This is a genomic window from Tardiphaga sp. 285_C5_N1_2, assembly GCF_052076065.1.
Lineage (GTDB): Bacteria > Pseudomonadota > Alphaproteobacteria > Rhizobiales > Xanthobacteraceae > Tardiphaga > Tardiphaga robiniae.
Window position 1 is genome coordinate 2,695,018 of sequence record NZ_CP197241.1, and the last position, 12,739, is coordinate 2,707,756.

The 12,739-nt window shown below is 61.6% G+C and carries 13 protein-coding genes; 8 read left to right on the plus strand and 5 right to left on the minus strand.

Translation table 11 applies throughout. From position 1 onward, the window contains the following. Positions 1-186 precede the first annotated feature (186 nt). Both AB7951_RS12810 and argC read left to right on the plus strand, forming a co-directional pair. Positions 187-873 carry an FMN-binding negative transcriptional regulator gene (locus AB7951_RS12810; protein WP_089264163.1) on the plus strand — a complete coding sequence of 229 codons (687 nt, stop codon included), beginning with the start codon at positions 187-189 and terminating at the stop codon, positions 871-873. Beyond that, positions 870-1,928, plus strand: coding sequence for an N-acetyl-gamma-glutamyl-phosphate reductase (gene argC / locus AB7951_RS12815; RefSeq protein ID WP_120289454.1), 1,059 nt, complete (start codon positions 870-872; stop codon positions 1,926-1,928). The genes AB7951_RS12810 and argC overlap by 4 nt, the downstream gene beginning before the upstream one ends. A gap of 103 nt (positions 1,929-2,031) precedes the next feature. Here argC and AB7951_RS12820 read toward each other — a convergent pair whose 3' ends face one another. Together AB7951_RS12820 and AB7951_RS12825 are read right to left on the minus strand one after the other, a co-directional pair. Further along, positions 2,032-2,496, minus strand: a complete 465-nt coding sequence (locus tag AB7951_RS12820) for a carboxymuconolactone decarboxylase family protein (RefSeq protein ID WP_093758440.1) — start codon at positions 2,494-2,496, stop codon at positions 2,032-2,034. A 197-nt stretch (positions 2,497-2,693) separates the two neighbouring features. After that, positions 2,694-3,728 carry a glutamine synthetase beta-grasp domain-containing protein gene (locus AB7951_RS12825; RefSeq protein ID WP_120289456.1) on the minus strand — a complete coding sequence of 345 codons (1,035 nt, stop codon included), beginning with the start codon at positions 3,726-3,728 and terminating at the stop codon, positions 2,694-2,696. A 501-nt stretch (positions 3,729-4,229) separates the two neighbouring features. Between AB7951_RS12825 and AB7951_RS12830 the strand changes: the two genes are divergently transcribed. Then, positions 4,230-4,430, plus strand: a complete 201-nt coding sequence (locus AB7951_RS12830; protein ID WP_120289458.1) for a DUF2735 domain-containing protein — start codon at positions 4,230-4,232, stop codon at positions 4,428-4,430. Between the two features lie 113 nt (positions 4,431-4,543). Here AB7951_RS12830 and AB7951_RS12835 read toward each other — a convergent pair whose 3' ends face one another. From AB7951_RS12835 to AB7951_RS12845, 3 genes are all read right to left on the minus strand, one after another. Next, the gene (locus AB7951_RS12835; RefSeq protein ID WP_089264167.1) at positions 4,544-5,485 is read right to left on the minus strand and encodes a glutaminase; all 942 of its coding nucleotides are present in this window, start codon (positions 5,483-5,485) and stop codon (positions 4,544-4,546) included. Positions 5,486-5,512: 27 nt separating this feature from the next. Further along, the gene (locus tag AB7951_RS12840; protein ID WP_089264168.1) at positions 5,513-5,914 is read right to left on the minus strand and encodes an MAPEG family protein; all 402 of its coding nucleotides are present in this window, start codon (positions 5,912-5,914) and stop codon (positions 5,513-5,515) included. A gap of 146 nt (positions 5,915-6,060) precedes the next feature. Next, positions 6,061-7,800 (minus strand): PHA/PHB synthase family protein, encoded by a 1,740-nt coding sequence (locus AB7951_RS12845; RefSeq protein ID WP_439062662.1) that lies wholly within the window; start codon positions 7,798-7,800, stop codon positions 6,061-6,063. 351 nt (positions 7,801-8,151) lie between these two features. On the opposite strand from AB7951_RS12845, the gene AB7951_RS12850 reads away from it, so the two are divergent. The 5 genes from AB7951_RS12850 to AB7951_RS12870 all read left to right on the plus strand — a co-directional run bounded on the left by AB7951_RS12850 (position 8,152) and on the right by AB7951_RS12870 (position 12,705). Continuing rightward, on the plus strand, positions 8,152-8,472 hold the full coding sequence (locus AB7951_RS12850; protein ID WP_439061651.1) for a hypothetical protein: 321 nt from the start codon (positions 8,152-8,154) through the stop codon (positions 8,470-8,472). Between the two features lie 93 nt (positions 8,473-8,565). Next, positions 8,566-9,786, plus strand: coding sequence for an LL-diaminopimelate aminotransferase (locus AB7951_RS12855; RefSeq protein WP_089264170.1), 1,221 nt, complete (start codon positions 8,566-8,568; stop codon positions 9,784-9,786). Positions 9,787-9,863: 77 nt separating this feature from the next. Then, on the plus strand, positions 9,864-11,186 hold the full coding sequence (locus tag AB7951_RS12860) for a homoserine dehydrogenase (RefSeq protein WP_120289462.1): 1,323 nt from the start codon (positions 9,864-9,866) through the stop codon (positions 11,184-11,186). A 57-nt stretch (positions 11,187-11,243) separates the two neighbouring features. After that, positions 11,244-12,242 (plus strand): class II fructose-bisphosphatase, encoded by a 999-nt coding sequence (gene glpX / locus AB7951_RS12865; protein WP_068736567.1) that lies wholly within the window; start codon positions 11,244-11,246, stop codon positions 12,240-12,242. A gap of 10 nt (positions 12,243-12,252) precedes the next feature. Next, positions 12,253-12,705, plus strand: a complete 453-nt coding sequence (locus AB7951_RS12870) for a GNAT family N-acetyltransferase (RefSeq protein WP_120289464.1) — start codon at positions 12,253-12,255, stop codon at positions 12,703-12,705. Positions 12,706-12,739 lie beyond the last annotated feature (34 nt).

A 12,739-nucleotide genomic window follows, 5' to 3' on the forward strand; every position in this document is an offset into this window, starting at 1 on the left:
ACCGCGCCCATGATCAACCTTGCGACCAGCATCATCGCCCGCCGCCGCCGCATTCTCGCGGCAGGTGGAGATATGCGCGCATAAGCGTTTCGATCTCTCACTGCCGCCGGATATGGTCCGCGGCAGTCTTTCTCCCAAACAGCAGCGCGACCCATCCGGCGGCCTTCACTCAGGAAGGAGCCCGCCATGTATACGCCGCCCAAATTTCAGACCGACCGGACTGACGCACTTGCGTTTGCGGACGCGCGCGGCTTCGGCACGGTCTGCGCCTTCGATGGCAGGAAGCCGATCGCCTCCGCGGTGCCTTTCTGCCTCGACTACGGCAATGACGGCACGCCGCGTCTGGCCTTTCACCTTGCGCGACAAAATCCGCTGCTCAAGCTTGCAGACGGCGTGACGCCATGGGCCATGGCCATCCTGGGCGCTGATGCCTATGTGTCGGCCGACTGGTACGTATCGCCCGATCAGGTGCCGACCTGGCTCTATCAGGCGGTCCATCTCACCGGACCGGTGCGCATCCTGTCGGGTGGTGAACTGGGCCCGCATCTTGACGCGCTGAGCGCAAGGTTCGAAACACGGCTGGCGCCGAAGAAGCCTTGGACCTCCGATAAGATGGCGGCGGGGCGGCTTGAGGCGATGAAGAAGGCGATCGTCGGTGTGGTGATGACAGTGGACGAGGTGGAGGGTAGCTCCAAGCTCAACCAGCACAAGTCAGATGCCGATCATCTGGCTGTCATGAGCGCACTGGCGCTGCGGCCGGAGCCTGCCGCGTTCGAGATTTCAAATGCGATGCGCAAATTGCGGCCGCATTTGTTTGCGGAAGAGACGACACAATTGACTGCTATGGCTGAGGCCGAAGGATTTATGGGATGAGCACGAAGAAGAAAATCGGCATTCTCGGTGCGTCCGGTTACACCGGAGCCGAACTAGTGCGGCTGCTGCTGCGCCATCCCAAGGTCGAGCTCGTGCTGCTGACGGCCGACCGGCGCGCCGGGCAGGCGATGGGCGATGTGTTCCCGCAATTCGCACCCTATGAACTGCCGACGCTCGTAAGCATCGACTCCGTCGACTGGACGACCATTGGCCTCGATCTGGTGTTCTGCGCGCTGCCGCATGCGACCACGCAGAAGGTGCTGCAGGATTTGCTGGCCAAGGCGCCGGAGACGAAGGTGGTGGATCTGTCGGCCGACTTCCGGCTCGAGGACGCAGCCGCCTATGCGAAGTGGTATGGCCACGAACATCATGCGCTGGAGCTGCAGAAGGAAGCCGTCTACGGCCTCGTCGAGCTCTATCGGCGCGACATCAAGAAGGCGCGGCTCATCGCCAATCCCGGCTGCTACACCTCATGCGCGATCCTGCCTTTGGTGCCGCTGTTGAAGGCGCGCGCCATCGAGACCGATGAGATCGTCATCGATGCCAAGTCCGGCATGACGGGCGCAGGGCGTTCGGCCAAGGAAGAGATGCTGTTCTCCGAAGTGTCCGAAGGCTTCAACGCCTATGGTGTCGGCCATCACCGGCACATGGCGGAGCTCGATCAGGAGTTCTCCAAGGCTGCCGGCAAGGAGGTTGTTGTTAGCTTCACGCCGCATCTCTTGCCGCAGAACCGCGGCATTCTCTCGACCATCTATGTGCGGGGCCGGCGCGGCAAGACGGCGCAGGATCTCCACGAGGTGCTGGTTAAACAGTATGAGAAGGAGCCGTTCGTTCACATCCTGCCATTCGGCAAGACGCCGCATTCGCGGCATGTGCGCGGCTCCAACATGACCTTCATCGGCGTTGCCGCTGACCGTATCCCGGGCCGCGCCATCATCGTCTCGACGCTCGACAACCTCACTAAAGGCGCATCGGGGCAGGCGGTGCAGAACATGAATCTGGTGCTTGGTTTCGTCGAGACGCTCGGCATCGATCAGCCGGCGATGTTCCCGTAGAGCGCGCGCATACACCTTGGCCCGCATTACAGGCCGGGCGACGACAGCGAGAGACAACAGAAAAGGCCCGAATTTGCGTTCGGGCCTTTTTTCTATGCTCTTGTCACTTCGCCGATCCTGGCTTTTGTGCGCGCTCCTTGAACAGCTCACTCAGTGTCTGCGCCGCCTCTATGGCGCGCGGGAAACCGGCATGGACCGTCGTCAGATAGACGATCTCCTTCAGCTCTTCCTCTTTCACGCCAGCGTTGAGCGCGTAGCCCGCATGGATCTTCATGAACGGCCGATGTCCCAGCGCCGCGAAAGCGGCGACGGCTGCCAACTGTCGCGTGCGCGCGTCGAGAACCGGCCGTGCCCAGACGTCGCCGAGTGCGTAACCCGTGATAGCATCGGCGAGAAAGGGAAACTCGGCGCGCAGGCCTTCGAGGGTCGGCTGGCTGCTGCCGGCATTGAGCGATCGAACAACCTCGTCGCCGCGTCGCAGGCGTTCTTCCGTCGTCTCCGCGCAAAGACTTGCTGCAGATGCCAGCATGCAGAATGCCGCAACGAAAGCGGTCGTTCGATATGACATGATCGCTTCTCCCTGTTTTTCTCGCCGCGCGAATGTTGCGACAGCGGACAAGCATTGGGGCATGTGGCGCGCTCGGCGTTAGACCGATCCTGCCGATCTCTTGTCCAATCCTCTAAGGCGGCGAAAGGACGCAGGGGCGAAACAAAACGGCCCGAACTTGCGTTCGGGCCGTTCATATTTGATCTGAAGTCAGACGCTTACGCGGCAGCCGACTTGGCGGCCGGGACTTCCGAGATGGTCTTCAGGATCTGCGAAGCGATCTGGTAGGGGTCGCCCTGGGAGTTCGGACGACGATCTTCCAGATAGCCCTTGTACTCGTTCTTGACGAAGGAGTGCGGGACGCGGATCGAGGCGCCGCGGTCCGCGATGCCATAGCTGAACTTGTTCCACGGAGCGGTCTCGTGCTTGCCGGTCAGACGCTTGTCGTTGTCCGGGCCGTAGACGTTGATGTGGTCCATCAGGTTCTTGTCGAACTGGGCCATCAAAGCTTCGAAGTAAGCCTTGCCGCCGACCGTACGCATATATTCGGTCGAGAAGTTGGCGTGCATGCCCGAGCCGTTCCAGTCGGTATCGCCGAGCGGCTTGCAGTGGAATTCGATGTCGATGCCGTACTTCTCCGTCAGACGGAGCAGCAGGTAACGGGCGATCCACATTTCGTCAGCGGCCTTCTTGGAGCCCTTGCCGAAGATCTGGAATTCCCACTGGCCCTTCGCCACTTCGGCGTTGATGCCTTCGTGGTTGATGCCGGCTTCGAGGCAGAGGTCGAGATGTTCTTCGACGATCTCGCGGGCAATTGAGCCGACGTTTTTGAAGCCGACGCCGGTGTAGTAGGGGCCCTGCGGCGCGGGATAGCCATCCTCGGGGAAACCGAGCGGACGGCCGTTCTCGTAGAAGAAGTATTCCTGTTCGAAACCGAACCAGGCGCCGGCATCGTCGAGAATGGTGGCGCGCTTGTTGGTCGAGTGCGGGGTGACGCCATCCGGCATCATGACTTCGCACATCACCAGAGCGCCGTTCTCACGGGCCGCGTCCGGATAGATCGCAACCGGCTTCAGCACGCAATCGGAGCTGTGGCCTTCGGCCTGCATGGTCGACGAACCGTCGAAGCCCCACAGCGGGAGCTGTTCGAGGGTCGGGAAATCTTCGAATTCCTTGATCTGCGTCTTGCCACGCAGGTTCGGAACCGGCGTGTAACCGTCGAGCCAAATATACTCGAGCTTATACTTTGTCATGCGGGTCTCTCATGAGTTGGCGATGCGTAGGGCGTGAGCCCTGAGCTTGCCGGCGGGCGGACGCAAAATCCGCCCCCAGCGGCGCTGCATATAAAGCACGTAGTATGCCAACTTGTCGCGGCGCAACGCTTTTGTGACGAAAACCGCGGCGCGTCCCCAACGGGGCTGTCATTCGCTGTCTGGAGAGGGCATCGGAGGCCGGGAATCGGTCCGGATTCGCGAATTTTTCAGAGGAATTCGACCGCGCGCGAAAATACCGGCTGCCCAATTCCCTTGCAGGCTATTTTGGACCGGAACTTTTCTGCCTTTCAGACGCTCAAATGAGAGGTCAGGCGCTGCGTAGGCGGCTTCAAAACCTGCGCGCCCAAAGCGCATGTCCATCGAGTGCGTATATTGTAGCCATTTGGATGCTTCTTACGAGGCAGTCGGCACAAAAGAAGGGCGCCTCTGTTACAATGATGATCCGAAAGGAAAAACAGATCAGAGGAAGGAAGAGAAGCGATGCCGGCGTCTCAAACGCATCACCCCCATACCGCTAAAATCTACCAATTCCCGGTTGGTGGCCGTGGATCGGTCGGCCCGCGGGGACGGCTCAGCAAGCCGTTGGACCTGCGTGCCTCGACCGTGAAAACCGTGGCCGACTATGACAGCTGGTACCACGAGGCTGCCATCCAGGAAGCCAACCGGACCTACGAACATTGACGGTGCTTGGCCGGACGCAAGGTTCACCGCCCCGGGCGCGGTTTATCGACGACGATCAAGGGCTGAAACAGCGATGTTTCAGCCCTTTTTCATGACCGGAAACCGGGTTGGCGTCAGACGCCGAAGATCGACCAGCCGAGCCGCTTCGTGAGCGCTTCGAGCGCAATGCGGCCGAGATGCGAATTGCCGTGCTTGTCGAGACCCGGCGCCCAGACTGCGATCGAGGCCTTTCCGGGGGCGACTGCGATAATGCCCCCGCCAACGCCGCTCTTGCCTGGCAGGCCGACGCGATAGGCGAACTCACCCGAACCGTCATAATGGCCGCACATCAGCATCAACGCGTTGATACGGCGCGCGCGCTCCGACGACACCACCGAGAGTCCGGTCGACGGATTGCGGCCCGAATAAGCGAGGTAGCGCGTCGCCATGGCCAACTGCCGACACGACATCGCGATCGCGCAGTGGTGGAAATAGACGCCGAGCGTGAAGTCGACGGGGTTTTCGACCACGCCAAACGACTTCATGTAATTGGCGAGCGCGGTGTTGCGAAAGCCGGTGCGTTTCTCGGACGCGGCGACGGTTTCATCGATCACGATGGAGCTGTCGCCGGACAGAAACTGCATGAAACGCAGGATTTCGCCGATCGCCTCGCGCGGCTGATGGCCGGACAGAATGACGTCGGTGACGGCGATGGCGCCGGCATTGATGAAGGGATTGCGCGGCACGCCGCGCTCGCGTTCGAGCTGGACGATGGAGTTGAACGGATTGCCCGAGGGCTCGCGGCCGACATGTTTCCACAGCCGGTCGCCGACCATGCCGAGCGCCAGCGTCAGCGTGAAGACTTTCGAGATGCTCTGGATCGAGAACGGCACATCGGCATCGCCGCCGGCCGCAACCTGGCCATCGGCATCGATGACCACAAGGCCGAACTGGTTGGGATCGACACCCGCCAGTTCCGGAATATAGCTCGCGACGTCGCCGCGGTCCGTTCGCTGCGCCATCTCGTCGGCAATTTCCTTGACGACGAGATCGAGACTTGGGGCAGCGTGGTTCATTGCAGATCAATCTGGCGAGAAGAAGTGTTAGTACGGAATCCGCAGGATCGCGATGGCGAGCACCGCCTGGGCGATGAAGCCGACCACGAAGGCCAACGTGCGGAAAATCGGCAGGCCGAGCGTGTAGACGATCAGATGCACCACGCGCGACCAAAAATAGACCGCGCAGGCCAGAACGGTGGTCGGGGTCGAGACATCGGCGGCATTCAGGATCAGCACCAGCGGCGCGAAGATGATGAGATTCTCGACGGCGTTGTCATGGGCGAACATCATCCGGTTAGCCCATTCAGCCTGCGGCCTGTCGGTTCGCGTCGGATTGGCCATGACGCCGGTGACACCGCGGACCATGATGCGGTTCAGCATATAAGGCACCCAGAGTAGGCCGGTGAGAATCACGGTCAGCGTCAGCCAGAACAATTCGCGCGTCATCCGGGTATCCTTTCAGTCGAAATTCCCGCGGAAAACGCGGAGATGGTCATGCAAAACACACGCGCCGCAAGCGGATGCGACGCGTCCTAGCTGAAATCATAGACGTTTGCTGTGACGACGCCAAGCAAGCGCGGAGAGGCGGGCCGTTACGCCCGCACCCGCACATAACTGCCGGGGGCGTCTTCCAGTGCGGGGAATGCGTCTGTGCCGACATGGCGGGCAGGAACTTCCTCACCATCGATGCCGGAGAGCCACTCCCGCCAGTTCGGCCACCACGAGCCAGCATGTTCCTGTGCGGTCTTCATCCAGTCGGCGAGATCGGTGGCGTGGGCGTTATCGTTGGTCCAGTACTGGTACTTGCCGGAGGCTGGCGGATTGACCACGCCAGCGATATGGCCGGAGCCGGACAACACGTATTTCACCGGGCCGCCGAAGAATTGCGAGCCGTACAGCACCGATTGCGCCGGCGCGATGTGGTCCTCGCGGGTGGCGAGATTGTAGACGGGCACCTTGACCTTGGAGAGATCGAGCCGGGTGTTGTCGAGGATCATGTTGCCGGTCGAGAGCTTGTTCTCCAGATAGCAGTTGCGCAAATAGAACGAGTGGTTCGCCGCCGGCATCCGCGTCGCGTCTGAATTCCAGTGCAACAGGTCGAAGGCCGAAGGCGGCTTGCCCTTGAGGTAGTTGTTCACGACATAGGACCAGATCAGATCGTTGGAGCGCAGCATGTTGAAGGCCATGGCCATCTTGCTGCCTTCCAGCACGCCTGCTGCCTGCATGTCCTTTTCCAGCGCCGAGATCTGATCCTCGTCGACGAACACCATGAGATCGCCGGCATGGGTGAAATCGACCTGGGCTGCCAGGAACGTCGCCGATGCCACGCGGACGCGGCGCTTCTCGGCGAGCCAGGCCAGCGTCGAGGCGAGCAGGGTGCCGCCGACGCAATAGCCGATGGTATGCATGGTCATCTCGCCGGTGACCTTCTCGATCACATCCATCGCAGTCAGCGGGCCTTCCTTCATGTAGTCGTCGAAGGTCTTGGCGCCGAGGCGCTTGTCGGGATTGACCCAGGAAATCACGAATACCGAGACGCCCTGATCGACGGCCCACTTGATGAAGGACTTCTCGGGCTTGAGATCGAGGATGTAGAACTTGTTGATCCAGGGCGGCACGATCAGGAGCGGCGTGCGCAGCACGTTTTCGGTTGCCGGCTGATACTGAATCAGCTGCATCACCTCGTTCTGGAAAATCACCTTGCCCGGCGTCGTCGCCATGTTGACGCCGACTTCGAGGTTTTTCGGATCGGACTGGCGAATGCGCAGCGAGCCTTTGCCGGCCTCGATATCCTCGGCAAGCATGGTCATGCCGCGCATCAGGTTGCTGCCGTTCGACATCACGGTCTCGCGCAGCACTTCCGGATTGGTCAGCACGAAGTTCGACGGCGCCATCGCATTGGTGATCTGCTGGACATAGAACTCCGCTTTCTTGCGGGTATGCGCATCCAGACCTTCAGCATTCTTGACGAGGTCGTGGGCCCATTGCGTGGTCAGCAGATAGGCCTGCATGACGAAGTCGAAGAACTGGTTCGATTTCCACTCGGGATCGCTGAAGCGCTTGTCGCGCGGCGCTGCCTCGATGGCGGGCGAGCTGGCTTCGCCGACCATCCGGCGCATCGCCGAGCCCCAGAGGTCGAGATAGGCCTTGCCAAGCTTCATCTGCAATTCGGCGGCGCGCTTGTCGTCGGACAGCCAGTAATTGGCGACGATGCTGAAGGTCTTGATCAGCTCCGTCAGCTCGTTCGGCGGCTTGTCGACGGTCTCGCCGGTCTGGCGTGGCTGCAGATAGGCGGCCAGCGCCTTGCCGCCATTCTCCATCGCCTTGGCCATGTTGAGCGCAAAAGCTTCGGGATTGAACGGTTTGGCGGACGCGTCGCCCGAGATTTTGTCGTTAGCAGCTTTGGCGTCGGCGGCAACTTCGGTCATGGCGCAACAACAGCTTCATTCCAGTCGGGCAACGGTACGTCACCACGCAAATCGATGATGGCACAGTTCGCGGATTGCCGCAGGATTCGATGTGCTGCACCGCGTCATGTATTCGGCTTTGGGTCTTGCTTCCGTCATATTGAAGATCCAAGCCTTTAGCGTCTTCTCCCGGCATTAATCGTTTGTGACCAGATTGGTTGAATGGTGCGCTGCGATAGGGATGAAATCGATTCTAATGCGATGTAGGGTTGTGGCGTGACGCGTAGAGGCACATTCAGGGCAATTGGTGGTCGCAGCGGGCGGGCGGCGACAGCGGCCGCCGTGCTGGTGCTGGGGCTTGGCTTGCCTCTGGGCGGCTGCGCCTCGACCATCGCCGACATGCCCATGGTGGGGACGCCGGCGGGCGCTCCGGCGCGTCCGGCCGAGGTGGGCACCTATCTGCCGGTTCATGATCTGCCGACCACCCGCGAAGGCACCGCAATGGCGCCGGCTGATCAGGCCAAGATGCAGGCCGAACTGACTGCCGCCCGCGATCGCCAGGCCGTCGTGCTGCCGGCCAAACCGGCGGCCAAATAATCAAAACTGCCCGTCGTGACTGGTGTCACCGGGCTTCCGTGATAAAAAGAAGCGATTCAACCGCATGATGAAGCGGTTCTGGAGCCCGATCCCATGGAAGAATTCTACCGCATCCGCCGATTGCCGCCCTATGTGTTCGAACAGGTCAACCGGGCCAAGGCCGCCGCGCGGAACGCCGGCGCCGATATCATCGACCTCGGCATGGGCAATCCGGATCTGGCGACCCCGCCGCATGTGATCGAGAAGCTCAAGGAGACCCTGGGCAAGCCGCGCACCGACCGCTATTCGGCTTCGAAGGGCATCACTGGCCTGCGCAAGGCCCAGGCCGGCTATTACGAGCGCCGCTTTGGCGTGAAGCTCAATCCTGACACCCAGGTGGTGGCGACGCTGGGCTCCAAGGAAGGCTTCGCCAACGTCGCTCAGGCGATCACCGCGCCTGGCGATGTCGTGCTATGCCCGAATCCGAGCTACCCGATCCATGCCTTCGGCTTCCTGATGGCTGGCGGCGTGATCCGCTCGGTGCCGTCCGAGCCAACGCCGGATTTCTTCGCGGCCGTCGAGCGCGCCATCATCCATTCGATCCCGAAGCCGATCGCGCTGATCGTCTGCTATCCGTCGAATCCGACGGCGCAGGTGGCGAGCCTCGACTTCTACAAGGACCTCGTGGCCTTCGCGAAGAAGCATGAGATCTACATTCTTTCGGATCTCGCTTACGCCGAGGTCTATTTCGACGACAAGAACCCGCCGCCCTCGGTGCTGCAGGTGCCGGGCGCGATGGACGTCACCGTCGAATTCACCTCGATGTCGAAGACTTTCTCCATGGCCGGCTGGCGCATGGGCTTTGCGGTCGGCAACGAGCGCATCATCGCCGCGCTGACGCGGGTGAAATCCTATCTCGACTACGGCGCCTTCACGCCCGTGCAGGTCGCGGCCACTGCAGCGCTGAACGGTCCGGACGACTGCATCCGCGAGATGCGCGACACCTATCGCAAGCGCCGCGACGCGATGGTGGAATCCTTCGGCCGCGCCGGCTGGGACATTCCGCCGCCCTCGGCGTCGATGTTTGCCTGGGCGCCGCTGCCGGAGAAATTCCGCGAGGTCGGCAGCATGCAGTTTGCAACGCTTCTCGTCGAAAAGTCCGGCGTGGTGGTATCTCCCGGCGTCGCCTTCGGCGAGCATGGCGAAGGTTACGTCCGTATCGCGATGGTCGAGAACGAACAGCGCATTCGCCAGGCTGCCCGCGGCATTCGCCGCTTCCTTGAAAGCGGTCTCGAAACGTTGCACAACGTGGTTCCTCTCGCCAACCGGCGATAGGCGTGATCCCCGAAAACCGGCAACCGGTTTTCGGACCGGTCATCGCTCAACAAGAATTCCGACAGGTCTGAAGCTTAATGGTCGCACCCCTCAAAGTGGGTATCGCGGGACTCGGCACCGTTGGTGCCGAAGTCGTCCGTCTCATCGAACAGCAGAACTCGATTTTGGCCGCGCGCTGCGGTCGTGGCGTCAAGGTGATTGCTGTCACTGCGCGCTCCAAGACCAAGAAGCGCGGCGTTGATCTGCGCGGCATCGACTGGATGAAGGATCCGCTCGCGGTTGCGCAGCATCCCGATGTCGAGTGCTTCGTCGAATTGATGGGCGGCGTTGGCGATCCCGCGCTGTCGTCTATCGAGGCGGCGCTGCGCGCCGGCAAGTCGGTCGTGACCGCGAACAAGGCACTGATCGCCAAGCATGGCCTGAAGCTAGCCGCATCGGCTGAGAAGCACGGCGGCGCGCTGAACTACGAGGCCGCCGTCGCCGGCGCCATTCCGATCATCAAGACCATCCGCGAAGGTCTCGTCGGCACCGATATCAATCGCGTCTACGGTATTCTCAACGGTACCTGCAACTACATCCTGTCACGGATGGAGCTAGAGGGCCTGTCCTTCGAGGAATGCCTTAAAGACGCGCAGCGGCTTGGCTACGCCGAGGCCGAGCCGTCCTTCGACGTCGATGGCCACGACACAGCGCAGAAGCTGGCCATTCTCGCCAGCCTCGCATTCGGGACCAAGGTCGCGCAGAGCGCTGTTTCGGTCGAGGGCATTTCGTCCATCGCCGCTGAAGATCTGCGCGCTGCTGCAGAGCTCGGCTATCGCGTGAAGCTGCTGGGCGTTGCCATGCGCACCGCAACTGGCATCGAACAACGCGTGCATCCGACCATGGTGCCGCTGTCGTCCTCCATTGCGCAGGTCATGGGCGTCACCAACGCCGTCACGGTTGATGGCGCAGGCATTGCGCCGATTACGCTGGTCGGTCCCGGCGCTGGCGGCGCCGCGACGGCGTCTGCGGTTCTTGCTGATATCGCCGATGTCGCACGCAATGTGCGCGCGCTGCCGTTCGGGCGGCCGGTTGAGAAACTCAAGACCACCACCAAGGCGCCGATGGAGCGCCATGAAGGTGGTTATTACATCCGCCTGATGGCGCGCGATCTCGCCGGTACGGCGGCGCGTATCGCAACGCGTCTGGCCGAGCAGAAGATTTCGCTGGAGTCGATCGTGCAGCGCCATCCGAATGGCGGCATCGAGCCGGTCGGCAAGAGCACGAAATCGTCACCAGTGCCTGTTATCCTGATCACCTATGCGACGACTGAAGACGCGATGCGCCGCGCCCTACAGGCCGTGCAGAGCGACAAGGTGATATCGGGCAAGCCGCAGGTTATCCGGATCGAGAAGAACTAAACACCAGCGTTGAGAGTTGTACGGGGACATTCGTCCCACCGTAGAAGGAGCCCGCCAATGTCGACCCATATTACCGTCCCGCCGCAGCAACTGCTCGAGCGCATTCTGACGCTGGAGATCGTTCGCGTGACCGAGCGCGCGGCAGTGTCGGCTGCGCGGTTGCGTGGTCATGGGCAGGAGAAGGCGGCCGATCAGGCAGCGGTCGATGCGATGCGCCGCGAGCTCAACAAGATGCCGATCGACGGCACCATCGTGATCGGCGAGGGCGAGCGCGACGAAGCGCCGATGCTCTATATCGGCGAAAAGGTCGGCATCAATGCCGGCCCGAAGGTCGATATTGCCGTCGATCCGCTCGAAGGCACGACACTGTGCGCCAAGGACATGCCGGGCTCGATTGCCACCATGGCGATGGCCGACGGCGGCACGCTGCTGCACGCGCCCGACGTCTATATGGACAAGATTGCGATTGGTCCGGGCTACGCCAAGAACGTGATCGACATCGACGCATCGCCGGAAGAGAACATCAAGCGCCTCGCCAAGGCCAAGGGCGTGCCGGTGTCGGCGATCACCGCCCTCGTGCTTGAGCGGCCGCGGCACGAAGCATTGATTGCAGCGATCCGCTCGACTGGGGCGGCGTTGCGTCTCATTCCGGACGGTGACGTCGCCGGCGTCATCCACACCACCGATCCCGCCAAATCTGGCATCGACATCTATCTTGGCATTGGCGGCGCACCGGAAGGCGTGCTGGCAGCTGCAGCACTGCGCTGCATCGGCGGCCAGATGCAGACCCGATTGATCCTCGATACCGACGAGAAGCGCGAGCGTGCGCTGAAGATGGGTGTCACCGATCCGAAGATGATCTATGGCATCGAGGACATGGCGAAGGGCGACTGCTTGTTTGCCGCCACCGGTGTCACCGACGGCGCATTGCTGTCGGGCGTCAAGTTCCGCGGCGACGTCATCGAGACCGAGACCATCGTGATGCGTTCAGTGACTGGCACCGTGCGCATCATCAAGGGCGAGCACCGCCAGCTCGAAAAATTCCACCTGGATTGAGTTCGGTCACATGGCGAAGGCGAATGTTGACATCCACCCGGTCGGCCCCGACGAGCGGGCTGCCTGGGAGCCGCTGTGGCAGGGCTATCTGACCTTCTACAAGGCGACGCTGCCACAGGCCGCGACCGATACCGCGTGGAAGCGTTTTCACGACGCAAACGAGCAGATGTTTCTGCTCGGCGCCTATGTGGATGGCAAGCTCACCGGTATCGTGCAGTTCCTGTATCACCGCTCATCCTGGACGCCGGGCAACTACTGTTACCTGCAGGACCTGTTCGTCGACAACAACGCGCGGGGACATGGCGTCGGTCGCGCTCTGATCGAGGCGGTCTATGCGAAGGCCAAGGCCGATGGCTGCAGCCGCGTGCATTGGCTGACACAGAACGAGAATGCGCAGGCGCGCATTCTGTATGATCAGGTCGCGGATAATTCCGGATTTATGCAGTATCGGAAGATACTCTAATTAAAGGCAATCCGAGCGCGCCAATATGCGCTCG